This is a genomic window from Thermoflavifilum thermophilum (assembly GCF_900116565.1).
In the GTDB taxonomy this organism is placed as follows: domain Bacteria; phylum Bacteroidota; class Bacteroidia; order Chitinophagales; family Chitinophagaceae; genus Thermoflavifilum; species Thermoflavifilum thermophilum.
Map to the genome: position 1 here is coordinate 1,120,140 of NZ_FPCJ01000001.1, position 24,839 is coordinate 1,144,978.

Below are 24,839 nucleotides of genomic sequence, written 5' to 3' on the forward strand. Positions count from 1 at the left end.
CAATGTATCGATTATCTGCTCTGTGTGAATAAAATAGATAACAAATCATCAGGCATCTTTATCAATATGTAAAGATGCCTGATGTAAAGTAAATCAAAAATCAGTGATGCTGTTGTTAATAGCCTGGATTTTGCTTCAGATTGGGATTGGATGTGATTTGCTGAGCAGGTATCGGATAGATATAAAGATGATGATCAGCAGGATCGGCTGGTTTGGCTGGTGTACGGGCAGCGCTGAAATAGGGTGTACCCGAGGCCACTTCAAAACGAATCAGATCCTGACGACGGAAGCCTTCCCAGGCCAGTTCACGAGCTCTTTCGGCTAAGATATTCGGTAAAGTTAAATTGGCTATCGTCCAGTCGTGCAGGTTGTTTCCATAAGCCCGCTCGCGAATCTGATTCACCAAATTCAATGCATCAGGAAGGTTGATACCCAATCGCACCTCACATTCGGCTTTCATTAACAGAATATCGGCATAACGGAACAGCACCACATCATTGCTCTGGCTACCTGCCGTGCCAGCTTCCGGAAAGTATTTGATATTGCGCAAGCCAGCAAGCCTGAAGCTATCTGCGGGATTGGAAAGTTGCAACACGTAAGGTGAAAATTTTAGCGATAGTCCTGTTTGCGCATCTTTTAATGCCAGCGAAGGATCGGCACTGTCAACATACGTACTGGGTGGATAATGATAAGGAATAGCATATTGCTGACCGATTAAGAACTGACCGGTTCGCTGATCATTGTACGTACGCAGCAATTCGCCGCTCTGTACGGAGTAAGTAGAAGAAGTATCAAACTGTGCATAATAATCGGCCGTGCTGGAAAATCCATTCCACGGGCTACCCGAAAGGCCAAAAGTTTTATCACTTTGGTAGTGAAGCGTGGCCATTTCCATATTGTCACCTCCGATATTAGTTTTATCAAAAGGCACTACGAAAATGTTTTCATTGCCTGAACCTACCAGATCACTGTTGTTCACGGCGAAATTGTCGAAATAGTTGGGAAGCAAACTATATTTACCGGAATTGATGATGGAATCGCAAGCAGCAATGCAGTCGGCCCAACGAGGTGTTCCTGTATATACTTGTGCGTTCAAATAGATTTTGGCCAGCAAGGCAAAAGCCATCCATTTGGTGACACGACCATAAGTGCTTGCATCTACATTGGTAGGAAGCGAATCAATATTATTTTTAATCTCTGATTCTATGAAATTAAACACGTCTTTTCTGGCGCTGTTGGTTACGGTATTCGGATTCGTATTGAAATCTGTTACCAGCGGCACATTCCCAAACAGATCCATGGCCAGATAATAATAGTATGCACGCAATAATTTTAGTTCTGCGTTAATTTCCCCGATCGTAGCAGGTTTATTGGGTAAACTGTTCACTACACTCAAGATAAAGTTTACCTTTCCAATGCCATTATAGATATCGCCCCAGGCACCATTGACCACATTATGATTGGTAGGCCAGGTATGCAACCAGAGCTGCTGCCATTGCGCATTATCGTACCAGTCAGCACCCCGCGTCGGTACAATGACTTCATCACTCGATACTTCCTGAAGATTAAATACATTGCTTGGGTTGCCAGCAATGGCTGTCAAGGCCTGATAGGCAGGAGCCAACCCGGCAGCAATTTGATCGGGTGTCTGATAAAAGTTCTGAATAGGCGTTACACTATATACATGCTGGCTGAGATCAGTACATGCTTGAAAAGAAAATAATGAGGCAACCAGCAAGAAAATTTTGATGTATGAGCGAAAAGGTTTCATGTCTACATGTTTTTGATCAATAGAAAATAAATGTTTCATAGCTTCATGGAATTATGGGTTATTTAAATGAAACATTTACCCCAAACACCACAGATCTGGTTCTCGGGTAGTATCCATCGCTTCCATAATTCGCATCAATGTAGGCTTCGTTGGTATCTGCATTTCTGATTTCAGGATCTAAGCCCCGATATGGAGTGATTACAAATACATTGTTAGCCGTGAGATATACATCAATGCTGCCAATGCCTTTCACTTGTTTAAAGGAATACGAAAGCGATACATTATCTAATCTTAAGTAAGAAGCGTTTTCCAGCCAGTGATCAGAAGCTACTGCGGCATCTTGTATGCCATTGGTTAGCGCTTCTTTCGTCACATTGTTACCCGGCAAGCGTTTGATGAATTCTACATCTAACAAAGTATTGTTGAAAATCTTCTGTCCATATACGCCTCTAAAGAAGAAATTCAAGCTCCAGTTGCCGTAATTCAAGGTGCTTCCCAATCCATAATTAAATTTAGGAGCCGGATCAATGTACCGGAATGTTGCATTACCATAATTAGGAATTTTAACCCCTGCAGAATCAAATAGCTGATTGCCATTGGCATCCACTCCTTCCCAGTGTGGTAAATAAAACACATACGGTGAATAACCTACCTTCAGGAAAGTAATGGGATTGCTGCTCAATCCACGTCCTTCAGCATATCCACCAGGAATATTATCAGTTGATAATTTGTAACCTGCATAAGTGCCGGAAAGGCTGGTTACACGGGTTTTAATAAAAGTAATCTGCCCGTTTGCTGTCCAGGTAAATTTGCTTCCTTTGATGATCGTTCCGTTCAAAGCAATCTCAACTCCTTTGTTGGTTAGGGTTCCCACATTGGCCAAAATAGTGTTCACATAGAAAGGCGGAGTAGGAACGGTGTAGTTATACAACAAACTTTTGGTTTTATCATTAAACACATTCACATCACCACCCAGCCGGTCATTGAACAAAGAGAAATTGGCACCGACGTTAAATCCATGTCTTTCCTCCCATTTCAGATCGGGATTCGCATTCTGGGTAGGCGCATAGGACTGGGGATATGCATAAGCGGGGTTAACTGGATTGTAATATCTTCCAATGCTTCCTACCAGCAATTGTGTTGCATAAGGAGTAATAGCATCCTGATTACCGGTAACGCCATATCCGATTTTTAGTTTCAAATCATTGATCCAGGAAATATTTCGCATGAATCCTTCTTCACTGATGCGCCAAGCTGCAGATACTGCGGGGAAATTACCCCAGCGGTTATTCACCCCAAACTTGGAAGAACCGTCACGACGGAAGCTCGCATCAATATAATATTTGCCTTTATAGTTGTAGGTGACGCGACCCAGGAAAGAAATGAGTTTATATTCTTCCTTGTAAGAAGAAATCTGATTAAATGCCGTGTTGCCATTCTGGAGTGCATTATCCTGATTTTCTTCTACCAGATATTGCTGACCAGCTGCCCGGAAATTGTCGTATTCAAAATCATTGTACTCATAAACACCTGTGAAATCAAAATGATGCACATTGTTCCAGGTGCGGGTATATTCAATATGAATATTGCCTTTTTTCGAATTTCTGTTTTCGGCATATTTCGCTCCATTATTAATGTTACCTACACCAGGCAAAGTGGGCTGAAAGAAATCAGTTTGTTTGTTGAAATAGGATAAAGAACCTAACATACCTAATTTCAAGCCTTTCAACAATTCATAATCAGCGCCCGCACTGTAGATGTTCAGATTTTCATTGCCGCGGTTTAATTGCAACATTTGTTGAGCTACCGGGTTTTGCTGTTCAAAGTCAAAGTACCCAAAATAGCTCCCATCTGGATTATATACGGGGTAAGTTGGAGGCGTGCTAAATACATAAGTGAAAATACTGTAATCCACATATTTCCGGTTGGTGCGGGTGGTCAAGAGGCCATAATTCAGGGTTAACTTATCATCTAATGCTTTTTGTTGGGCATTGAAGCGAAGGCCAACTTCTGTTTTCCCGGAGTTGATGACAATACCCTGTTGGTTAATATAGTTGCCAGCAGCCGAATAGGTGAACTTATCTGTTCCACCACTGACCATTAAATTATGCGCATGGCTGAAAGCGGTTTGGGTAATGGCTTTTTGCCAATTAGTATTGGCTCCTTTATCCAGGCTGGCTTGATAATTACCTAACTGTTTGGTGGCCGTTCTCCATTCATCTGCAGTTAACAGGTCATAATATTTGGCTTGCCAGTCGAGCCCTACATACCCATTGTAAGTTACAGATGTCTGACCAGCCCGGCCTTTTTTCGTGTTAATGATGATTACCCCATTGGCACCACGCGAACCATAAATAGCTGTTGCAGAAGCATCTTTCAATACGTCATAAGATTCAATATCTCCCGGTGGAATATTGGCAATCTGCGAAGGATCATCTAATGGCACTCCATCCACTACAATCAAAGGCGTTTGCCCACCTGTGATGGAGGTTTGTCCGCGTAACCGAATGATTACATTTTGGTTGGGATCCCCGCCCGGTTGGGTAATCACTAAACCCGCCACTTTGCCTTGAATTTGCTGCATCGGGTTGGTGACGATTCCCTTGTTGAAATCCTTGTTGGAGATGCTGCTGATGGCTGCACTTACGTCCTGTGCACGCTGGGTACCATAACCTACTACCACTACTTCCTGCAAGGCTTCTCCAGGTTTCAATGATACATTGATCTCATTTCCCGTGATGGGCACTTCCTGATTCTGATATCCTACAAAAGAGAAGATCAATGTTTTGGCTTCTGCAGGTACATTGAGCTGAAATACACCCTGCGCATTGGTGGTGGTACCCACACCCGATACTTCTTTAACCCTGACAGTAACGCCTGCCATCGAGCTTCCAGATTGGGCATCTACTACACGCCCACTGATGGTACGGGCCTGGGAGAAAGCAAATTGAGCAAGAGTTAGAAAGAACAATGTGGCCAGCCAGGGCCTGGTAAAAGTACGACTGTGCATCATATGGTAACGTTTATGGGTAAAGGAATAAATGGCTCAATCGTTAAAAGAACATTGCGTAACTTAAACGCAATTTAAAAGAAAATGTTTGAAAAGAAAAACGAAAAGCAAAAAAAAATTAAATTTTTTGTTAAGCTCCTTCCACAAGCATCCGGCTTTAATCAATGCTATTGACATTCAAAAACCGGGTGTTTTTCCACATGGCCTTTTCATTGAACTTGTATAGCTTGGCTGGCCGATGACGCACATCATTTTCCACTTCATGCAAATCTTCAATAAGCCCCATGGAAAGGAATTTTTTCCGAAAATTCCTTCGGTCAAATTTCACTCCCAGCACGGCTTCATAGAGATTTTGCAATTCCCGGAGCGAAAATTTTTTAGGTAGCAGATTAAAACCTACCGGGTGTTCGATGATACGGTCCTGCAAGCGTTTGACACAGGTATCCAAAATCTGCTTATGGTCAAACGCCATTTGCTTGATGTCTTTTACCGCATGCCAGTGCAACCCGAAATCACTGACCCTGAGCTGCACATGATGGATATTCACCAGCGAATAATAAGCCACCGTGATGACGCGGCCTGCCGGATGCCGGTTCAATGCACCAAAAGTATGTACCTGTTCCATGTATACATTTTCCAGGCCGGTGCGTTCCCGAAGCACCCGATATGCCGCCGCATCCAGCTCTTCGTCGGGGCGAACAATATCGCCCAGCAATGACCACTTATTTTTATATTGAGCCAGGTCCGACTTGATCAACAATACCTTTAACACACTACCATCAAAGCCAAATATGACACAATCCACCGACACGGCCACTTTGAAATAATCCTTGATTTCCGTCAGGTGGGTGTTGATGTTTTTTATGGGAAAGGAAGTATGGCTTTGCATATTTTATCTGATTTGAGAAAAATCGTAAAAATATAGTCTTTTTACCTGTTTGTCAATCTCGTGTTCGTGCATATACCAGCTGCCCAGCTTGATAGGTTGCCAGTATGGGGTTATGCAAAATTTCCCGTGCTGGTATCTGCATCAGATCTTTTTCCATTACCACAAAATCAGCCCATTTGCCAGGCTCCAAGCTGCCTTTTTCCTGTTCTTCAAATTGCGCACGAGCCGCCCAGATGGTCATGCCCCGGAGGGCCTGTTCACGCGTCAGGGCATTTTCAGGCTGAAAACCGCCGGGCGGATAACCGGTACTATCCTGCCGGAACACCGCAGCACAAAAGGTTTTTCGCGGATCGATATCTTCCACCGGAAAATCAGTACCCAGCGGCAACCAGCCATTTTGCCGGAGCAAATCCTGAAAGGCATAGGCATAACGAAGCCTCTCCTTGCCCAACCGCTCGCCTGCCCAGTACATATCAGAAGTGGCATGGGTGGGCTGTACAGAAGGCACAATGGCATATTTTCCAAACAACGGCACATCATCGGGATGCACGACCTGGGCATGTTCAATGCGCCAGCGGCGATCATTACCGGGCTTGAGCACCGATGCATAAATCTGCAACATCACGCGATTGGCAGAATCGCCTATGGCGTGGGTACACATCTGAAATGGGCTGTTGATAAGGACATGCGCTATGCTGTCAAAATATTTCCTGTCTTTGAGTAAAAAACCATACCACCCGGGTTGATCGCTGTAAGGCTGCAGCAGACAGGCTCCCCGCGACCCCAGTGCGCCATCTGCAAAGAGTTTAAAAGCACATACATGCATGCGATCGGTTTGATAAGGCCCATGTTTCAGGTAGTAATCATAATTTTCTTTTTCATCAGCTGCCATCGCATAGATCCGCATGCGCAGCTTGCCAGCACGCTGCAGGCTGTCCAGAAAGTCAATTGTCTGTTTGGGAAGGCCACAATCGGCTACCGTGGTGAGGCCCACGGCGAAACAGCGCTGTTCAGCTTCCTGCAAGGCCTTTAGCTTGGTAGCATCATCCAGCGGAGGTATCAGACTGGCTACTTTCTCCACCGCATTATCAATCAGCACACCTGTTAGGCGTCCCTGTTTGGTTACAAACAAACCTCCCTCCAGGGTTTTCCCGGGTTTGATACCGGCCTGTTTCAGGGCTTCGCCATTGGCAATGGCTGCATGCCCGTCAACTCGTGTAAGCAATACGGGCCTATGCGGAAAAATACGATCCAATTCAGCTCTGTCGGGAAACTGCTTGCCGGGCCAATCATTCTGATCCCATCCCCGGCCCACAATCCAGCCTTGCGGGTGCGTGGCAGCAAAGGCTTTTACACGTTCCAGCACCTCTTCCCAGCTTCGTGTTCCGGTTAAATCAACCGACAACAACGATAGAGCGTAGCTATAAAAATGAGCATGGGCATCAATAAATCCGGGATACACAAAATGCCCTTGCAGATCTATTTTTTGCGGAGCCGAATAGTCGTGCAGAATCTGCTGGTCGCTGCCTACAGCCACGATTTTCCCCTGCCGGATGGCCATGGCCTGAGCCATGCGAAAGTTATCATCTACTGTGTAAATAGTGGCATGATACAGGATCAGATCCGCCTGCTGTGTAGAGGTATGACAGCTGAGCATAAAGCCTGATATGATTGGGAATAAAGTATATTTGATTGCCTGGATAAAAACAGAAAAGGCTTTCGTATTCACCCTAACATATTTAATACTTTGCGAATTTAATCTTTATCCCATGTATACGCCAGAGCAAGAAAAAGAACTTTCCCGGCTGCTGAAGCATCTGCTGGAACAAAAAGCAGAAGATACCGCTCCCGAACAGCATGTTCAGCAATTGCGGCAGGCACTTCGTTATGCGGAATGGAGGTATTACGTACAGGATGATCCCGTCATTAGCGATTCCGAATATGATCAACTCTTCCATCGGCTGAAACAAATCGAAGAAAAACACCCCGAACTGGTTACACCCGATTCCCCCACCCAACGGATTGCCAGCGGACTTACCGAACAATTTCCAACTGTAGTCCATCTTACCCCCATGCTTTCGCTCGACAACTCATACAATGCCGAAGACCTACGCGATTGGGATCGCCGGGTAAAGGAACTGTCGGGCATTTCAAAGGTGGATTACTGCATTGAACCCAAATACGACGGGGCCAGCATTTCATTGATCTATGAAAACGATATGCTGGTGCGCGGAGCTACCCGGGGCGATGGAGTACGGGGAGATGAAATCACCACCAATATTAAACAGATTAAAGCAATTCCCCTAGCCGCGCCATTTTCCTCGCTGGGCATCCGGCGGGTGGAAATCCGGGGGGAAGTACTGATGCACAAAGATACTTTCAAAGCCCTCAATCAGCAGCGCCTGGCCGAAAACCTGCCGCCTTTTGCCAATCCACGCAATGCCACCTCGGGTTCTTTGCGCATGATCGATCCGCGCGAAGTGGCCAAACGAAAACTCCAGGCCGTATTGTATCAGATCAGCTTCGTGGAAATGGCCGATAGCCAACCCTTGCCCCAGGTACTTCACTACCAGTCGGGCGTCATCAAAACCTTGCACCAATTGGGATTTCCCACCCCTTATCAGCTCATCAAAATCGTTCATCATATCGACGAAGCCATTCAGTACCTCCAGGAATTCGAACACCTGCGCGATACTTTGCCTTATGAAATTGACGGCATGGTAATCAAGGTAGATGATCTAAGGCTTCAGGAAAAAATCGGCGCCACCACGCATCACCCCCGCTGGGCCATGGCCTATAAATTCAAAGCCCGACAGGCTACCTCCGTATTGCGCAAGGTGGAATTCCAGGTGGGCCGTACGGGCACCATCACCCCCGTTGCGAAAATCGATCCGGTGCCGATTGGCGGCGTGACCATCAGCTCCATTTCCCTGTTTAACGAAGATGTCATCCGGGAAAAAGACCTGCGCATAGGTGACACCGTGCTGGTGGAACGTGCCGGCGACGTGATCCCCTACATCGTAAAACCGGTTGTGGAAATGCGAACAGGCAAAGAAAAACCTATTCAATTCCCCCATCATTGCCCGGTTTGCGGGGATACACTCGTTAAAACACCCGGCGAAGCTGCCTGGCGCTGTGTCAATATCAACTGCGAAGCCCAGGTACTGGAGCGCATCATCCACTTCGTAAGCAAAGATGCCATGGATATCAAAAGCCTGGGTGAAGCCAATGTCAGGCGTTTTTACGAACTGGGGTTGTTGCGAAGCATACCCGACATTTACCGACTGGATTATGATAAGATTAAACAATTGGAAGGTTTTGGCGAAAAATCCGTACACAATCTGCAACAGGCTGTTGAAGCCTCCAAAAAACAACCCCTCCACCGCCTGATCTTTGCCCTGGGCATCCGATACGTGGGCGAAACCACGGCACGAACCCTGGCCCAGGCGATCCATTACTTACCGGATTTGCAGCATTGGTCTGTTGATCAGCTCACCCAGCTCCCCGATATTGGGCCCAAAGTGGCCGGCAGCATCTACGACTTCTTCCATAATGCTGACAACATTCGTATGCTGCAAGAACTGGAAAAGTTAGGTGTCAATATGCACAACCAGGCACAGCCATCCAGGCCGGCAGGCAAGCTGGCTGGCAAAACTTTTTTATTTACCGGAACTTTACCCCATCTCAAACGACATGAAGCCGAAGCCCTGGTAGAACAGCATGGAGGTAAAATTGCCAATTCGGTAAGTCGTAACCTGGATTATCTGGTCGTGGGTGAGGAGCCAGGGTCAAAGCTTGAAAAAGCCAGGAAAATGCCATCCGTGAAAATTATCGATGAATCCCAGTTTTTGAAACTCATTGAATCAGCCTGATCTATGTCGTCCCTTGAAGCTGACCAGCGATTCATGCGCGAAGCATTAAAAGAAGCCCGAAAGGCTTACGAAGCCGGAGAAGTGCCCGTGGGTGCCGTTTTAGTCATTGACGGACAAATCATTGCCCGCGCCCATAACCAGGTAGAGCTGCTGAACGACTCAACCGCCCATGCTGAAATGCTGGCACTGACAGCTGCATTCCACGCCATCGGGAGCAAATACCTGCCCCAGGCTACTCTTTACGTAACCCTGGAGCCCTGCCTGATGTGCACCGGCGCCCTTTACTGGAGCCAGATCGGCCGGGTGGTTTATGCCACTACCGACGAAAAAAATGGCTTTCGCATCCACCAACAACGGACACATCCTTTTCATCCCAAAACCACGGTGCAAGGTGGATTATTGGCAGAAGAAAGCATCCGGCTGCTGAAAAACTTTTTTGCGGAGCGTCGGTTATAACAGCTAAAGGCCATTGCGCATGAAAGAATTGATTGCCCTGATCCAACGACTCGACCAAACCCATAAAACCCTCGAAAAACTGGAAGCTCTTAAAAATTATTTCCAGACTGCCGATCCGCGCGATGCGATCTGGACCCTGGCACTCTTCACCGGCCGGCGGCCCAGGCGTCCCATTCATTCCACCCAGCTGAAAAATGCGTGCAAAACCTATTTGCAGATGCCCGACTGGCTATTCGAAGAATGTTATCAAACGGTAGGTGACCTGGCCGAAACCATTGCCTTGTTGATTCCCGATAGCCCTATACTTCCTGATGCGCTTCCTCCCCTGCACCAGATGATGCAACAGCTCCGCCAACTCCAGGGCGCTTCGGAAGCCGAAAAACAGCAATTCCTAATCAGCTGCTGGCAAACCTTCGACCAGACCGGCCGCTTCGTAATGCACAAACTCCTCACCGGCGCTTTCCGGGTTGGAGTATCTCAAAACCTCGTGGTACAGGCTATTGCAGAGGTATATGGGCTGGAAAAATCTACCGTGGCGCATTGCATTTCCGGCCAATGGGATCCCTCACAAACTGAGCTTGACGTGCTGCTGCATCCCTCCACTGAAAATATTTCCAGGCCTTATCCCTTTTGCCTGGCATACCCCCTTGAACAGGACCCCGAAGCACTGGGCTACCCGGAAGCATGGGCGGCCGAATGGAAATGGGATGGCATCCGCGGACAACTGATCCGGCGAAAAGGCCAAACTTTTCTCTGGTCCAGAGGCGAAGAGCTAATCAGCGATCGTTTCCCGGAACTGATCACAGCTGCAACCCACTTGCCCGATGGTACCGTACTGGATGGCGAAATACTCCCCTGCCGGGACAAAAAGATTTTACCCTTCCAACAACTGCAGACAAGGATCGGTCGCAAACGTATCACTACTCAGTTAATGCAACAGATACCAATAATTTTTATGGCTTACGATCTGCTGGAGTTTCAGGGAGCTGACCTGAGAAATCTGCCTTTTACCGAACGCCGTCGGCTGCTGGAAATCTGCATCCAACAAATATCCCACCCTCAACTTTGCCTTTCCCCGCTGGTATCTTTTGCGGATTGGGAAGCCCTGTCGCTGGCCCGCCAGCATGCCCGTGGCATGGGTAGTGAAGGATTGATGTTGAAGAAAAAGGACTCCATTTACCGAACTGGTCGCCATAAAGGCGAATGGTGGAAATGGAAGGTAAATCCATTTTCCCTGGATGCCGTGATGCTGTATGCCCAACGCGGCCATGGCAGGCGCGCCAGCCTGTATACCGACTATACGTTTGCCTTGCGCGACGGAAATCAACTGGTTCCTTTTGCCCGGGCTTATTCCGGCCTGACCGACGAAGAAATCCGGGAGGTGGACCGGTTTATCAAAACCCACAGCCGGGAACAATTCGGACCGGTAAAAACTGTGGAGCCCTTGCTGGTATTTGAAATTGCGTTTGAGGGAGTGGCTCCTTCCCGCCGGCACCGCTCAGGCGTGGCCGTACGTTTTCCCCGCATCCTCCGCTGGCGAAAAGACAAAAAACCCGAAGAAATCAATACGCTGGAAGATTTGAAACAACTGCTTAAGCTGTATGGAAGCTGAACAGGCCTTGCGTCATACTCCCGGCTTTCAAAAAATCGAACGCTGGATGCTGGACAAAGGCTGGCAAATTGCCGACTTCCAGTATCAAGCCTGGATACATGTGCTAAAAGGCTATTCCGGACTCGTTCAGGCCCCCACTGGATGCGGAAAAACATTTGCCGTATTCCTGCCTGCCGTGGCTCAGTGGATCAACCACCCTTCTTCCACTTCCGCCTCCTCAGGCCTCAGGCTGCTTTGGATAACCCCTCTTCGGGCATTGGCCAATGATCTGGCTCATACTATGCAACAAACCCTGCATGAGCTGGGACTGCCATGGAAAGTGGGCGTGCGAAACGGAGATACCAGCCCCGCCATGCGCCAGCAACAACAAAAGCAAATGCCAGAAGTATTGGTTATTACACCCGAAAGCCTGCATCTGTTGTTAACCCATACCCGCCATCCGGATTATTTCCGTTCGCTCAACATGATCGTAGTCGACGAATGGCATGAACTGCTGGGTAGCAAAAGAGGCGTGCTTGTGAGCCTGGCTTGTGCCTACCTGCAATATCTGCAAACAACCAAACAGGGTAAGCCTTCCATCCCCATCTGGGCGCTGTCGGCCACCCTGGCAAACCCCGAAGATGCGATGGAAGCCCTCTGGGGCTATCCACCACCTGCAAAAAAAATCTTTATCCGGGCACAAATCCAAAAAGCGATTCGCATTGAAACCCTCTACCCGGACGACATTGAAACCTATCCCTGGGCCGGACATCTGGGACTAAAACTTATTGACAAAATCATCCCCCTGATCAGGCGAAGCCAATCCATCCTGATATTCATCAACACCCGGGGGATGGCCGAGCGGTGGTATCAGGCCTTGCTCGATGCCGCACCCGAACTGGCCGGTGCTCTGGCACTTCATCATGGCTCCATGGATCAGGGGCTTCGCCATTGGGTGGAAGAGGCTTTGCACGAGGGACGGCTGAAGGCCGTGATTTGCACATCCAGCCTCGATCTGGGAGTAGACTTCCGTCCGGTTGATACCGTAATCCAGGTAGGCAGTCCCAAAAGCATTGCCCGCTTTCTTCAACGGGCAGGGCGCAGTGGTCATCAGCCCGGGGCGGTGAGCACCATCTGGTTTCTTCCGACCCATGCGCTGGAACTGGCCGAAGTGGCCGCCCTGAAATCAGCCATCAACCAGCAGCAAATGGAACAACCCCGCCCCGTGGTGATGGCCTTCGATGTATTGATCCAGTTTCTGACAACCCTATCCATTGGTACAGGATTCCAGGCTGAAGAAATGCTGCAGGTCGTCCGCCATACTTACGCTTTTCATCAGCTATCCGATGAAGAATGGAACTGGATTCTCGGTTTCCTTACCCATGGCGGTGAGGCCCTGCAGCATTATGATGAATTTCAAAAACTGGTATCTAAAAACGGGCATTACCACATCGCCCATCGCAAACTGGCCATGCGCCATCGTTTGCACATTGGTACCATCGTAAGTGATGCGATGCTGAAAGTGAAAATGCTGCATGGAGACTACATCGGATTGATTGAAGAATATTTCATATCCCGGCTTAACCCGGGCGACCATTTTGTGCTGGCAGGCAAAACCCTGGAGCTGGTGAGAATAAAAGACCTGACCGTGTGGGTAAGAAAATCCAACGCTGCACAAGCCTGGATTCCCAGCTGGCTGGGCGGACGTATTCCCCTCTCGGGGCCGCTGGCCGCTGAGCTGCGCCAACAACTCACAGCACCCGATACCTCAGCCGAAGAAATCCGATTTCTTCGTCCCTTGCTGTCCCTGCAGCAGGAAGTATCACACCTGCCCGGGCCAGATGAATTGCTGGTAGAATACATCATTACCCGCGATGGTCATCATCTGTTTGTCTATCCCTTTGAAGGCCGACAGGTGCATGAGGCCATCGCCAGCCTGCTGGCCTATCGCATTGCCAGGCAACAACCCCGAACGTTTTCCATGGCTATGAACGATTACGGCTTTGAATTGCTTACAGATCAACCCCTCCACATCAACGCCTCATCCCTCAAACAATGGCTCCATCCAGCCTCTTTGCAGGACGATTTGCTGCATAGCATCAATGCCACCGAAATGGCCAAACGAAAATTTCGCGATATAGCCTGCATTGCCGGATTGGTATTTCAGGGCTATCCTGGTGCACCCAAACTACAACGTCATCTGCAATCCTCTACCGGGCTGCTGTTTGATGTGCTCCGAGATTACGATCCGGCTAACCTGTTGCTGAAACAGGCATTGGATGAAGCCTTGCTGGAACAAATAGATCTGCTAAGGCTTCAAAATGCCCTCCATCGCATCCAGCATCAACACATCATCCTGAAAAAACCCGCACAGCTGACTCCTTTCAGTTTCCCGATTAAGGTTGACAGCCTTCGGGAAAGCCTGAGCAGTGAAAAACTGGAAGACCGCATCCGGCGCATGCTACGCCAACTGCATGGCAACAACTCATGAGCTGCATTTGTAAAACAAAAATCCTAACTTCGGCAGCATGTCATCGTCTATCCGCATCTTCAGCTACAATGTGAATGGCATCCGCTCCGCACTGAAAAAAGGACTGGCAGACTGGATAGCCACTTCGCCCGGCGAAATCATTTGCCTGCAGGAAACCAAAGCCCAACCGGAAGATATCGATACATCGGCATTCGAAAAAGCCGGATACAACTGTTACTGGTTTTCCGCACAAAAAAAAGGTTACAGCGGCGTAGGCATCCTTACCCAAATCAAACCTGACCAGGTATTCCATGGCAACGGTTTTCCGCAAAGCGATGCGGAAGGACGTGTACTGCAACTGCAGTTTGGCGATATCCTGCTGATTAATGCCTATTATCCTTCCGGCACCAGCGGTGAAGAACGCCAGCAATACAAATATCAATGGCTCGATGAATGGTTTGAGTATCTGGAAAAATTAAAAAAGCAATATCCCAAAATCATTCTCTGCGGCGATTACAACATTGCCCATAAAGAAATTGATATCCACGATCCAAAGGGCAATAAAAATTCATCCGGTTTTCTTCCCGAAGAACGAGCCTGGATGGATAAGTTTTTTGCCAGTGGATGGATTGATACCTTCCGCTATATGCATCCTCATGAGGCACACCGCTACAGCTGGTGGAGCATGCGCTTTCCCACCGTGCGCCAGCAAAACAAAGGCTGGCGCATTGACTACATTGCCGTTACCGAACCCCTGAAGTCCTCTATCATCGATGCCGATATTCTGCCACAGGTACAGCATTCCGACCACTGCCCGGTGTATCTGGAATTAAAGTTCCCTCTTAAAACGCAAGATAGCAGGCCTAAAAAATGAGGATCCATGATCATCTGCAACATCACCTGGAATGTGAGCACCGAAGCATTGGAACGATGGCAAAACTGGCTCCGGCACAGCTGGATGCCTGTGCTACAACAAAGAGATGTCAGGCAGTTGCATTTTTGCAGGCTGCTCCATCAGCCAGATGAAGGATTTACATTCACCCAGCAAATGGGAGTTCAAAATATGGAAGCCTATCAGAAGCTCATGCAGCGGCTTCAACCCGAACTTCAGGAAATGGCTCAGCTGCTGGGCACATCCGTGGTTTATTTCCAGACCGTTATGGAAGAAATCTCGCTCTGAAAGGATTTATCCACATGAAATGCACGTTTTCGGAATGCTTATTGGCAAGATCCTGAAAAAGATACATACAAACAAAAACGGCTGAAATAAGCCACCAGTAGGCATTTTACCAACAAAGTACCTTTTTGCAATAATCAACTTTTATTACCAAACTGCTATAACCTTTGTCTGTAGCCTGTTTCAGAAAATGAAAAACAGCTTAAAATATTTGGTAATATGCCAAAACGCTTTAAATTTGCCCAGATCAATTATTTTTCACCATTTAAAAACTGTTCTCACTATGAACAAAGCCGAATTAATTGACAAGATTGCCAAAGATGCTGGCATCACCAAAGCTCAGGCCAACGATGCTCTGGACGCCTTTACCAGTGCCGTTGTAGAAACCCTGAAGAAGGGTGGCAAGGTTACGCTGGTGGGATTTGGTACTTTCTCCGTATCCAAGCGTAATGCACGCAATGGCCGCAATCCGCAAACCGGGAAAATCATCAAGATTCCTGCAAAGAAAGTGGCCAAATTTAAGGCTGGTAAGGCTTTTGCATCCAAGCTCAAATAAGCCTTTTCAAACTTCGTTTCCAAAAGCAGGGATTTTAATCCTTGCTTTTTTTATTTTTGCCTCGCACAAAAATGAAGGAGCAATGGGAAAAGGAGATATTCGCACCCGCAGAGGAAAAATCTGGAAAGGTACATTTGGCAAATCGCGCCCGGCCAGAAAACAGAATAAGAAACAATTTCCGGTGGCTAAAACTTCTGCTTCACCTGAGACCTCAGCCAATTCAGTTCAGCAGGCTTAGGGAGCCAGTCTGCCTATAGTCCACTTACCACCTGACTTCTGATAAATGATGCGATCGTGCAGCCGATGTTCGCGTCCCTGCCAGAATTCAAAATAATGGGGTATAAGGCGATATCCTCCCCAGAAAGGCGGGCAGCTGACAGGTTCATGCTGAAATTGCTTGCGATAGGCTTCTACGGCCGCTTCCAGGGTGGCTCTGTCTGGCACAGGCTGGCTTTGCGGTGAGGCCCAGGCACTAATCTGACTCTCAAATGGCCGGGATAGAAAATAAGTTTCATTTTCCTTTGCCGTTAGTTTCTCCACCTGCCCCTCGATGCGCACCTGGCGCTCCAGTTCTCTCCAGTAAAACAACAAAGCAGCTCGTGGATTGGTGGCGAGGTTTCTTGCCTTGCGGCTTTCATAGTGTGTATAAAACACCATTCCCCGTTCATCAAATTCCTTTAGCAATACAACCCTTGCTGATGGCTGTCCATCTTCGCCGCAGGTAGCCAGCACCATGGCATTGGCATCGAGGATATGGCTCTCAAGTGCTTGCTGAAACCAGTTTTTAAACTGGACAAAAGGGTTATCAGCTATTTGCGTTTCATCAAGAGCAGCACGGCTGTATTCTCGCCGAAGATCTGAGATATGCATATTTTCCTGCTCCACAAAAAATATTTACCGGGTAACCAATGTACCTATTTTTTCGCCAATCACCACCTTCAGTAAATTGCCAGGCGTATTCATATCAAATACGATAATGGGCAGATTGTTTTCCTGGCAAAGGGTGAAGGCTGTCATATCCATAACATTCAGGTTATTGCGGTACACCTCCTCAAATGAGATGGTTCGATACAGCGTAGCATGGGCATCCACTTCCGGATCAGCAGAATAAATCCCATCCACACGGGTGCCTTTCAGGATTACATCTGCACCGATTTCCACTGCCCGCAAAGAAGCTGCGGTATCGGTAGTGAAATAGGGATTTCCGGTACCTGCTCCAAAAATAACCACTCTTCCTTTTTCCAGATGACGAATAGCTCTGCGACGGATGTAGGGCTCGGCAATCTGTTCCATCTTGATGGCTGATTGCAAGCGGGTATACAAACCAATTTTTTCCAGCCCGCTTTGCAAGGCCATGCCATTGATCACAGTAGCCAGCATCCCCATATAATCGCCCTGGGCTCGCTCAATACCGGTTTCTTCACTGTCCATCCCGCGATATATATTGCCACCTCCGATCACAATGGCTACCTGCACACCCAGATCGGTGACAGATTTAATGTCCTGGGCGTATTGGGCAATCACTTCGGGATCGATTCCGTAATTGCGCTTGCCCATCAGCGATTCACCGCTCAGCTTTAATAAGATGCGTTTATACTTGGGAATCATATGCGATAGACTTATGATTCGTAAATTTAAACAAGTTGCTTTCAACTTGCCCGCTGCCGGGCGGGCTGCTTGGATTCTCACCGGTGGGTGGGGCATAAAAAAAGCGGGAAATTCACTTCCCGCTTTACAGATTCTTTATCCCAGCGCCACGCGTTTAAAGCCCATGACACGCAAATCGGGATCTACAGAAGCCAGGAACTGTGCCACCGTTTGCTCGTGATTTTTTACAAACGTTTGGGACAGCAGGGTATTTTCTTTAAAAAATGCTTCTAGCTTGCCTTCTGCAATTTTTGCCAGGATATTTTCAGGTTTGCCCTGCATCTTGGGATCCTGTTTGATTTGTTCCCATACAATATCTTTTTCGCGTTGCAGGATTTCCTCGGGCACCTGATCACGATCCACGGCAATGGGTTTCATGGCTGCGATCTGCATGGCCACATCCCTTCCGGCTTGTTCGATAGTTGGCTCCAGCGCCTTGTTCAAGCCTACCAGTACCCCAACCCGGTTCCCAGCGTGGGTATAGGCTACCACGCCCGGAGCATCGATGCGTTCAAACCGGGTAAGTTCAATTTTTTCTCCAATCTTAGCCATTTGATCCAGCACGCGATTCTGAACGGGTTCTCCATCCATTTGCACCTGTAGTAAATCCTGGAGTTGGTGCACATCCTGTTGAAGCGCTGCCTGGGCAATGGTTTCAGCGAAGCTTACAAAATCCTGGTTTTTGGCCACAAAATCTGTTTCACAGCTTAACAGGACCAACACGCCTTTTGTACCCTCAGCATTGGTGCGTGCAATCACCACTCCTTCCTTTGCTTCCCGATCTGAGCGCTGGGCGGCTATTTTTGCACCTTTCTTGCGGAGATAATCAATAGCTTTTTCAAAGTCACCATCACTTTCAATCAGGGCCTTGCGGCAATCCATCATGCCTGCCCCTGTTTGTTGCCTGAGTTTATTTACATCTGCTGCTGTAATCTGAGCCATTTTTACGATAATTTTTGATGGTAAATAACCCTGCCTGTCAGCATGACTTATGGCTACAGGCAGCTAAGAATAAGATTAACGTCTTGAGGACGGTTTGCGACCTCCACCGCCTGCCAGCGGCACCCTGCGTTTGGGAGGAGCCGGCCGAGAACCCCGCACAGGCTTGGGTACTTCCTCTTCTTCTGCTTCCAGGCTTAGTTCACGCCTGCCGGTATGTTCATGTATTTCTTCTTCTTCGTGCTGTTCCTCTTTTTCACTTGCCCGCTCAGCCAGACCTTCTGCAATTGCCGCTGTAACATAATGTATGATGATGGCTATGGATTTGGTTGCATCATCATTGGCGGGGATGGGAAAATCCACTTTGGTAGGATCGGCATTGGTATCTACCACACCAAAAGTGGTGATATTCAGCCGCCGGGCTTCTGCCAAGGCTATGGCTTCATGGGTAATATCCACAATAAATACGGCTGCCGGCAGCCGGGCCATCTGGGCCACACCACCCAACACTTTTTCCATTTTTTCTTTTTCCCGCTGCAGCCGCAACCTTTCCTTTTTGGTTACGCTATCCAGCGTTCCATCCGTAAGCATTTTTTCAATGCTCTGCATTTTCTTTACACTTCTGCGGATGGTAGCAAAATTGGTGAGCATACCTCCCAGCCACCGTTCGGTAACATAAGGCATGTTTACCTTTTGAGCGGCTTCTGCTACGATATCTTTTGCCTGTTTTTTGGTTGCCACAAACAGGATTTTCTTCCCGCTTTTGGCAATGGATTTCAGCGCAGCTGCAGCTTCCTGCAGGCATTCCGTGGTTTTGTTCAGGTCAATGATGTGAATGCCTTTCTTTTCGGCAAAAATGTAGGGAAGCATCTTGGGATTCCATTTCTTGCGAAGATGCCCGAAATGGACACCAGCTTCTAAAAGCTGTTGCTGCAAGGATACTGCTGATTCTTCCATAAATACCTGCAATCTTTGGTGATAGGATTGATAAAAAATAATCTTTAACGTTTGGAGAACTGGAAGCTCCGGCGAGCTTTCTTTCTGCCCGGTTTTTTACGCTCCACTGCACGGGGATCGCGGGTGAGCAGACCGGCTTTTTTCAATACGGGCCTGTAGTCCGGATTCAGCTCGCACAATGCACGCGCTATTCCCAACTTAACAGCTTCGGCCTGGCCTTTTTTCCCTCCGCCCTGTACGTTTACCACCACATCAAACTGATCTGCAGCTTCAATGGTTTTCAACGGCAAGGTTACCTGATGCTGCAGGTAAAGAATGGGAAAATAGGTGGCAAACGGCTTATCATTCACTGTAATCTGGCCGGTGCCCTTGCGGATGACCACCCTGGCAACGGCTTCTTTGCGACGACCAACTTTGATGAGTTGTTTTTCCATGTGCTTTATTTGGTTAATAACTGAATGGGTTCAGGTTTTTGAGCTTGGTGCGGATGTTCAGGACCGGCATACACAAATAACTTGCGAAACAGCTGGCGCCCCAACCTGTTTTTGGGTAACATGCCTTTTACAGCTCTTTCAATAACAGCTTCTGGCCTGCGATGAAGCAAACTGATGGCAGATTCTTTTTTCTGCCCACCCGGATAACTTGTAAAACTGATATATTCCTTCGTTTTCCATTTCTTTCCGGTAAGGGCCACTTTTTCTGCATTGATGACAATTACATAATCACCACAATCCACATGGGGCGTAAAATAGGGCTTGTTCTTTCCTCTCAGGATAGCTGCAATTTGCGAACAAAGCCTGCCCAAAGTCTGATTGGTGGCATCAACCACATACCAGCGGTGCTCTACGGTAGCAGCATTGGCTGATATTGTTTTAAATGTATTTTTTTCCATAATGCGGCACTTTCAAAATGGGGTTGCAAAGATAGCGTGCCGATCGAATTTCGACAAGAAAATGCATGAAATTTTTTATCATGCACGCATAAAATGCTGATAATCAGCATCAAAATGGCTCAGCTTTTAATTCCGATTTCGTCCGCTCAGAAAAATACTGATGTAATAAAACAAGGTAATCAGGGAGTTAATAGCTGCCACCACATAGGTCATGGCTGCCCACCACAGGGCATCGCGGGCTTTTTCATATTCAGCTGGTGTGGTAATATGGGCTGTGGTAAGCCAGGCCAATCCGCGTCGGGATGCATCAAATTCCACTGGAAGGGTAATCAGGGCAAACAATGTGATCACAGCAAAAAGAATAATTCCTATCAGCAGCAATTGTGGGAAAACACGGAAGGTAAGAATACCGGCCAGCAAAATCCAGTTCACAATGCCGGCACTGAATTGAACCACAGGCACCAGCTGCGAGCGCAGCATCAGCATGCTGTAAGCCTTTGCATGTTGTACAGCATGCCCGCATTCATGAGCAGCTACTGCAGCCGCCGCTACACTGCTTCCATGATATACATCCGGACTTAAATTTACCGTTTTGTTGATCGGGTTGTAATGATCCGTGAGCATGCCCTCTACGGAAACTACCTGCACATCGTATATGCCGTTATCGTGTAACATCTTTTCGGCAACTTCCTTTCCTGTAAGTCCTGCCTGAAGAGGAATTTTGCTGTATATATGAAACTTGCTTCGTAATTGCAGGCTGATCAGCAATCCAGCACCTGCTACCAGAATCATCAGAAAAAACCATCCGGCCATAAGACAAAAATTAAATGTTAAGTTGTACAAATCTATTATTCAAAAAGCTTTCCGAAAGGCGTATCTCCATGAATTTAACCATTTTTTCAACAAAAATCTGCCAGAGTGACATAGAAATCCAGCGAACAAAACCGCCAGATTGGCTATATTTAATTAAATCAGGGAAAATCTGTAATAATTTTAAAAAATAATTCATAAATGATTAATAAACAAATAAATATGAAAGAAGTAAAACTATATTTTTTCTTTTTCTCAATTGTAATGTTTTTCTTTGGGAAAAATTTATCGGGAATCCTGAAATAAAACTTTTTTATTCCTGCCCCTTTTCCTAATTTAGTCCTGAATTTAATGGGTTAGTAAGTAAAAAGAGTCAGTCTTGGTGCTGGCTCTTTTTACTTTTTGTAACGATTTATGGCCAAAACCAGAGTAGCTTTTTTCTGCCAGCACTGTGGTTACGAGAGTCCCAAATGGCTGGGGAAATGCCCATCCTGCGGACAATGGAACAGCTTTGCCGAAGAAATTGTAACCCCCATCGCCCGCAATTCCACATCCACGCGTAAATCCGCCTCGCCTGTATCTCTGGAACTGGTTCGCACCGCAGAGGAAGATCGCATTCCGATTCCGGATGAAGAATTAAACCGGGCATTGGGCGGCGGACTGGTGCGGGGAAGCCTGGTATTGCTGGCGGGTGAACCCGGCATTGGCAAATCCACACTTCTGCTGCAAACCGCTTTGCAGCTGCAGCATCTGCAAATCCTCTATATCACGGGAGAAGAAAGCGAGCAGCAAATCCGCATGCGTGCCGATCGAATCGGACTCACCCATCCGGCCTTTTATCTGCTTGCTGAAACAGACATGCAGGCTATCCTGAAAATCCTGCACCAGCTAAAGCCCGATCTCGTTTTTGTGGATTCTATCCAGACAATGACTTCATCCATGCTGGGGTCGCCGGCAGGCAGTGTAGGACAAATACGGGAGTGCGCCGCCATCTGGCAGGAATTTGCCAAATCAAGCCATACGCCGGTTGTCCTGGTGGGTCATATCACCAAAGATGGACTGATCGCTGGACCCAAAGTGCTGGAACACATCGTGGATACGGTACTGCAATTTGAGGGCGACAGACAATATGTATATCGTTTGTTGCGCACGGTGAAAAACCGGTTTGGGGCTTCCTTTGAGTTAGGTGTATATGAAATGGCAGAGCGTGGACTCAGGCCTGTAAGCCAGCCTTCAGCCTTGTTTCTGCATCAGAAAGAAGAGGTATTCAGCGGAAGCGCTGTTGCCGCCACACTGGAAGGCATACGGCCATTGCTGGTCGAAGTGCAGGCACTGGTCACCCCATCTTTGTACGGTACCCCCCAACGCACAGTAAGCGGACTTGATCTGAGAAGGTTGCAATTGCTGCTGGCAGTACTGGAAAAAAGAGGCGGATTTCATCTGCATAAGCAGGATGTATTTCTGAATATCGTGGGCGGCCTGCACATTGAGGATCCGGCATTGGATCTGGCCGTGGTGGCAGCTTTGCTCTCTTCTTTTGAAGATCTATCGATTTCTCCCAGTACCTGCTTTGCCGGTGAAATTGGTCTCAGTGGCGAAATCCGGGCTATCAGCCGCCCAGCCCAGCGCATAGCCGAAGCCGCACGCCTGGGCTTTCGGCGTATCTATCTTTCCCGTTACAATCAGGACATTCCGCCTCACCCTGAAATCGAAGTGATTCCCGTGGGTAGGGTGGAAGAGCTCTACCAGCAGCTGTTTCAGGGATAACATCCTGTGCATATTTGACCGAAAATTGTAATCATTGCCTGGATGAAATTTGCTTCTTATTTTTCATCCGTGTTTTCTATTCTGGAAGAAATCATCCACGTATTGCTCCCTGTACGCTGTGCCAATTGTGGCAGAGAAATTTCTTATGCTTTAAAGCAATGGCTTTGTTATGAGTGCATATCATCCCTGCCCGCGACTGATTTTCATCTGGTGCCTTTGAATCCCGTCTTTCAATTGTTTATGCATCATCCCGAAGTGAAATTTGCAACGGCTTGTTATTTTTTTCACCATGATGGCATATTGCAACGCATTATTCACCAGATCAAATACCAGCACCACCAGCAATTAGCCCGAAGCATGGGCAGATTGATGGCCCAGATGTTGAAACCAGGTTTAGCCTCGATAGATTATATCATACCGGTGCCCTTACATCCCCGCAAAGAACGTCAAAGAGGCTACAATCAGGCTGCGATACTGGCCTATGGCTTGGCAGATGATTTGCAAAAACCAGTCATCCATCATCTGCTGAGGCGAAAAAAATTTACCGAAAGTCAAACCCGTAAGGGCCGGCAAGCCCGTCAGCAAAATGTTCAACATGCATTCCAGCTGGCTGCTCATGCAAATGTATTAACGGGCAAACATCTGTTGCTGATAGATGATGTGGTCACTACCGGCGCTACATTAAATGCTTGCATTGATACACTTATTCAGTTACCCGGAGTACAGATAAGTATTGCTACCCTCGCTATTGCGGAGTCATAAATCCAGGCTTTGCCTGATATTGAGGTTGAATGCATGTTTACCGAAAATCCCATGTACGACATATCACAGCCGAATGCCTTCCCTGCTGCCAGGTATAGGCCATGAACAGCTGATGACGGTTTACAGGCAACAGGACCGGAAACTGCAGATCCCCGGTACTATCAGCTATGTACCAGGTTTTAATCCATTTGCCATTCGTATCCCTGAGCTGTAAACCAATGCGTTGATGGGCTTTTGTACTATGCAGCGGATATTCATCCCAGGCTATCACAAGCCGTCCATCCGGCAAAGCTGCAATCTGCGCATGTTTTGCCGACACGTTCCTATCACTCACCTGTTGTTTGTAAGTAAAAACTCTATCATCTGTTGTGCGAGCATAGAAAATGCCCCGACCATCGCCCAGCGTGTACCATACGATATGCAGTTGGCCGGCATAACAAACCATTGAAGGGCCACTGTGCGGACAGGCATCCACAACCCAGTTGTCAAAACTTACTCTTTGAGGTTCCTGAAAAGTTTGACCCTGATCAAACGATACCATATGCATGATATCACGGATGCTGTCGTGAATGATTTGCCGGAAAGCAATGTGCAATGCATGTTTCGTTGAATCGTAAATCATGGCTGTGCGACAACAGGGACAAAGTTGATATGCAATGGGCTTTTCATTTAAAACACCTCTTGCCGGACTAAGTTCTGCCAAATACAATGTTGAACCGTCTGCTTTTGTTTTCAAACGATCGTCCATCCAGATGATGAGAAAGCGATTGTCTGAAAATGATATCAGCGAAAAATAACGCTGATCATGGCTGGTTGTGTCGTTTACCAGTGGATACGCTTCAGACCAGTGTTTGCCAGCATCTGTGGAAACCACATATTTTACTTCACCTGCATAAGGATTGGATGAACGATGGGCAGGTGTGCCGAAAGCCAATACCCAGGTGCCTTTGGATGTACAGGCCAGTTTGGGCAGATTTTCGCCGTGTGGATACACGCCCACTGTATGCGGCACGGGAGCAACATCCTGCAGTTGCAGCGTTTGCCTGTTGAATCTGGCCATCCATATCTGGCTATGCGTCCCGGAACTATCCATACCAGCCCAGGTAAGCAAAATATGACCTTGTGAATCAGAAGTGAGAAAGGGGCAGGAAAAATTCCAGCCTCCTTGTTGAAAAATCCGTTCAACATGCTTTTCGGAATGTGTGCAGGATACCCATCCCATCAAACCCATAATCAAAAGAACATGAAAGATGTTGCGTATCATCATGATTTG

The 24,839-nt window shown here is 47.5% G+C and carries 22 protein-coding genes; 10 read left to right on the plus strand and 12 right to left on the minus strand.

Annotation, left to right across the window (positions count from 1 at the left end; genetic code table 11):
• Window positions 1-115: 115 nt before the first annotated feature.
• The 4 genes from BM367_RS04835 to BM367_RS04850 all read right to left on the minus strand — a co-directional run bounded on the left by BM367_RS04835 (window position 116) and on the right by BM367_RS04850 (window position 7,327).
• Complete coding sequence (locus tag BM367_RS04835) at window positions 116-1,738, minus strand: RagB/SusD family nutrient uptake outer membrane protein (RefSeq protein ID WP_394333023.1); 1,623 nt, start codon at window positions 1,736-1,738, stop codon at window positions 116-118.
• Between the two features lie 91 nt (window positions 1,739-1,829).
• Window positions 1,830-4,784 carry a SusC/RagA family TonB-linked outer membrane protein gene (locus BM367_RS04840; protein WP_092458503.1) on the minus strand — a complete coding sequence of 985 codons (2,955 nt, stop codon included), beginning with the start codon at window positions 4,782-4,784 and terminating at the stop codon, window positions 1,830-1,832.
• Window positions 4,785-4,938: 154 nt separating this feature from the next.
• A complete protein-coding gene (locus tag BM367_RS04845) occupies window positions 4,939-5,670 on the minus strand; it encodes an NUDIX hydrolase (protein ID WP_092458506.1) in 732 nt (243 codons plus the stop codon).
• A gap of 52 nt (window positions 5,671-5,722) precedes the next feature.
• Entirely contained in the window at window positions 5,723-7,327 is a 1,605-nt protein-coding gene (locus BM367_RS04850; RefSeq protein ID WP_092458509.1) for an amidohydrolase, read from the minus strand.
• A 112-nt stretch (window positions 7,328-7,439) separates the two neighbouring features.
• Here BM367_RS04850 and ligA point away from each other — a divergent pair, with 112 nt between their 5' ends.
• From ligA to BM367_RS04890, 8 genes are all read left to right on the plus strand, one after another.
• Window positions 7,440-9,542: an NAD-dependent DNA ligase LigA gene (gene ligA / locus BM367_RS04855; RefSeq protein ID WP_092458512.1), complete on the plus strand. Its 2,103-nt coding sequence runs from the start codon at window positions 7,440-7,442 to the stop codon at window positions 9,540-9,542.
• Between the two features lie 3 nt (window positions 9,543-9,545).
• Entirely contained in the window at window positions 9,546-9,998 is a 453-nt protein-coding gene (locus BM367_RS04860) for a nucleoside deaminase (RefSeq protein WP_092458515.1), read from the plus strand.
• Between the two features lie 19 nt (window positions 9,999-10,017).
• Entirely contained in the window at window positions 10,018-11,610 is a 1,593-nt protein-coding gene (locus BM367_RS04865; protein WP_092458518.1) for an ATP-dependent DNA ligase, read from the plus strand.
• Complete coding sequence (locus tag BM367_RS04870; RefSeq protein ID WP_092458522.1) at window positions 11,600-14,080, plus strand: ligase-associated DNA damage response DEXH box helicase; 2,481 nt, start codon at window positions 11,600-11,602, stop codon at window positions 14,078-14,080. The genes BM367_RS04865 and BM367_RS04870 overlap by 11 nt, the downstream gene beginning before the upstream one ends.
• A 37-nt stretch (window positions 14,081-14,117) precedes the next feature.
• Entirely contained in the window at window positions 14,118-14,933 is an 816-nt protein-coding gene (locus tag BM367_RS04875) for an exodeoxyribonuclease III (protein ID WP_245759898.1), read from the plus strand.
• Window positions 14,934-14,939: 6 nt separating this feature from the next.
• A complete protein-coding gene (locus BM367_RS04880; RefSeq protein ID WP_092458525.1) occupies window positions 14,940-15,239 on the plus strand; it encodes a DUF4286 family protein in 300 nt (99 codons plus the stop codon).
• Window positions 15,240-15,519: 280 nt separating this feature from the next.
• Window positions 15,520-15,792, plus strand: a complete 273-nt coding sequence (locus BM367_RS04885; protein WP_092458527.1) for an HU family DNA-binding protein — start codon at window positions 15,520-15,522, stop codon at window positions 15,790-15,792.
• 82 nt (window positions 15,793-15,874) lie between these two features.
• Entirely contained in the window at window positions 15,875-16,030 is a 156-nt protein-coding gene (locus BM367_RS04890) for a 30S ribosomal protein THX (protein WP_092458529.1), read from the plus strand.
• On the opposite strand, the gene pdxH is transcribed toward BM367_RS04890, so the two are convergent.
• The 7 genes from pdxH to BM367_RS04925 all read right to left on the minus strand — a co-directional run bounded on the left by pdxH (window position 16,027) and on the right by BM367_RS04925 (window position 21,040).
• Window positions 16,027-16,662, minus strand: a complete 636-nt coding sequence (pdxH, locus tag BM367_RS04895) for a pyridoxamine 5'-phosphate oxidase (RefSeq protein ID WP_092458531.1) — start codon at window positions 16,660-16,662, stop codon at window positions 16,027-16,029. The genes BM367_RS04890 and pdxH overlap by 4 nt on opposite strands.
• Before the next feature lie 24 nt (window positions 16,663-16,686).
• The gene (gene pyrH / locus BM367_RS04900; protein ID WP_092458533.1) at window positions 16,687-17,400 is read right to left on the minus strand and encodes a UMP kinase; all 714 of its coding nucleotides are present in this window, start codon (window positions 17,398-17,400) and stop codon (window positions 16,687-16,689) included.
• Between the two features lie 135 nt (window positions 17,401-17,535).
• A complete protein-coding gene (tsf, locus tag BM367_RS04905; protein WP_092458535.1) occupies window positions 17,536-18,381 on the minus strand; it encodes a translation elongation factor Ts in 846 nt (281 codons plus the stop codon).
• A 75-nt stretch (window positions 18,382-18,456) separates the two neighbouring features.
• On the minus strand, window positions 18,457-19,335 hold the full coding sequence (rpsB, locus tag BM367_RS04910; protein ID WP_092458537.1) for a 30S ribosomal protein S2: 879 nt from the start codon (window positions 19,333-19,335) through the stop codon (window positions 18,457-18,459).
• A gap of 44 nt (window positions 19,336-19,379) precedes the next feature.
• The gene (gene rpsI / locus BM367_RS04915; RefSeq protein ID WP_092458539.1) at window positions 19,380-19,769 is read right to left on the minus strand and encodes a 30S ribosomal protein S9; all 390 of its coding nucleotides are present in this window, start codon (window positions 19,767-19,769) and stop codon (window positions 19,380-19,382) included.
• Window positions 19,770-19,774: 5 nt separating this feature from the next.
• Window positions 19,775-20,227: a 50S ribosomal protein L13 gene (gene rplM / locus BM367_RS04920; protein WP_092458541.1), complete on the minus strand. Its 453-nt coding sequence runs from the start codon at window positions 20,225-20,227 to the stop codon at window positions 19,775-19,777.
• 126 nt (window positions 20,228-20,353) lie between these two features.
• Window positions 20,354-21,040 (minus strand): zinc metallopeptidase, encoded by a 687-nt coding sequence (locus BM367_RS04925; protein ID WP_092458543.1) that lies wholly within the window; start codon window positions 21,038-21,040, stop codon window positions 20,354-20,356.
• A 411-nt stretch (window positions 21,041-21,451) separates the two neighbouring features.
• Here BM367_RS04925 and radA point away from each other — a divergent pair, with 411 nt between their 5' ends.
• Both radA and BM367_RS04940 read left to right on the plus strand, forming a co-directional pair.
• Window positions 21,452-22,804: a DNA repair protein RadA gene (radA, locus tag BM367_RS04935; protein ID WP_092458547.1), complete on the plus strand. Its 1,353-nt coding sequence runs from the start codon at window positions 21,452-21,454 to the stop codon at window positions 22,802-22,804.
• Window positions 22,805-22,846: 42 nt separating this feature from the next.
• Window positions 22,847-23,566, plus strand: a complete 720-nt coding sequence (locus BM367_RS04940; protein ID WP_092458549.1) for a ComF family protein — start codon at window positions 22,847-22,849, stop codon at window positions 23,564-23,566.
• A 37-nt stretch (window positions 23,567-23,603) separates the two neighbouring features.
• Here BM367_RS04940 and BM367_RS04945 read toward each other — a convergent pair whose 3' ends face one another.
• Window positions 23,604-24,833 carry a sialidase family protein gene (locus BM367_RS04945; protein WP_092458551.1) on the minus strand — a complete coding sequence of 410 codons (1,230 nt, stop codon included), beginning with the start codon at window positions 24,831-24,833 and terminating at the stop codon, window positions 23,604-23,606.
• Window positions 24,834-24,839: the final 6 nt, after the last annotated feature.

What these genes read in the sequence shown, in the direction of transcription:
- BM367_RS04865 (WP_092458518.1), top strand. Translation starts at nt 10,018, where the DNA reads ATGAAAGAATTGATTGCCCTGATCCAACGACTCGACCAAACCCATAAA.
- pdxH (WP_092458531.1), bottom strand. Translation starts at nt 16,662, where the DNA reads ATGCATATCTCAGATCTTCGGCGAGAATACAGCCGTGCTGCTCTTGAT.
- BM367_RS04925 (WP_092458543.1), bottom strand. Translation starts at nt 21,040, where the DNA reads ATGGCCGGATGGTTTTTTCTGATGATTCTGGTAGCAGGTGCTGGATTG.
- BM367_RS04880 (WP_092458525.1), top strand. Translation starts at nt 14,940, where the DNA reads ATGATCATCTGCAACATCACCTGGAATGTGAGCACCGAAGCATTGGAA.
- radA (WP_092458547.1), top strand. Translation starts at nt 21,452, where the DNA reads ATGGCCAAAACCAGAGTAGCTTTTTTCTGCCAGCACTGTGGTTACGAG.
- BM367_RS04840 (WP_092458503.1), bottom strand. Translation starts at nt 4,784, where the DNA reads ATGATGCACAGTCGTACTTTTACCAGGCCCTGGCTGGCCACATTGTTC.
- pyrH (WP_092458533.1), bottom strand. Translation starts at nt 17,400, where the DNA reads ATGATTCCCAAGTATAAACGCATCTTATTAAAGCTGAGCGGTGAATCG.
- BM367_RS04940 (WP_092458549.1), top strand. Translation starts at nt 22,847, where the DNA reads ATGAAATTTGCTTCTTATTTTTCATCCGTGTTTTCTATTCTGGAAGAA.
- tsf (WP_092458535.1), bottom strand. Translation starts at nt 18,381, where the DNA reads ATGGCTCAGATTACAGCAGCAGATGTAAATAAACTCAGGCAACAAACA.
- BM367_RS04890 (WP_092458529.1), top strand. Translation starts at nt 15,875, where the DNA reads ATGGGAAAAGGAGATATTCGCACCCGCAGAGGAAAAATCTGGAAAGGT.
- BM367_RS04870 (WP_092458522.1), top strand. Translation starts at nt 11,600, where the DNA reads ATGGAAGCTGAACAGGCCTTGCGTCATACTCCCGGCTTTCAAAAAATC.
- BM367_RS04945 (WP_092458551.1), bottom strand. Translation starts at nt 24,833, where the DNA reads ATGATGATACGCAACATCTTTCATGTTCTTTTGATTATGGGTTTGATG.
- rplM (WP_092458541.1), bottom strand. Translation starts at nt 20,227, where the DNA reads ATGGAAAAAAATACATTTAAAACAATATCAGCCAATGCTGCTACCGTA.
- rpsB (WP_092458537.1), bottom strand. Translation starts at nt 19,335, where the DNA reads ATGGAAGAATCAGCAGTATCCTTGCAGCAACAGCTTTTAGAAGCTGGT.
- rpsI (WP_092458539.1), bottom strand. Translation starts at nt 19,769, where the DNA reads ATGGAAAAACAACTCATCAAAGTTGGTCGTCGCAAAGAAGCCGTTGCC.
- BM367_RS04850 (WP_092458509.1), bottom strand. Translation starts at nt 7,327, where the DNA reads ATGCTCAGCTGTCATACCTCTACACAGCAGGCGGATCTGATCCTGTAT.
- BM367_RS04860 (WP_092458515.1), top strand. Translation starts at nt 9,546, where the DNA reads ATGTCGTCCCTTGAAGCTGACCAGCGATTCATGCGCGAAGCATTAAAA.
- BM367_RS04885 (WP_092458527.1), top strand. Translation starts at nt 15,520, where the DNA reads ATGAACAAAGCCGAATTAATTGACAAGATTGCCAAAGATGCTGGCATC.
- ligA (WP_092458512.1), top strand. Translation starts at nt 7,440, where the DNA reads ATGTATACGCCAGAGCAAGAAAAAGAACTTTCCCGGCTGCTGAAGCAT.
- BM367_RS04845 (WP_092458506.1), bottom strand. Translation starts at nt 5,670, where the DNA reads ATGCAAAGCCATACTTCCTTTCCCATAAAAAACATCAACACCCACCTG.
- BM367_RS04875 (WP_245759898.1), top strand. Translation starts at nt 14,118, where the DNA reads ATGTCATCGTCTATCCGCATCTTCAGCTACAATGTGAATGGCATCCGC.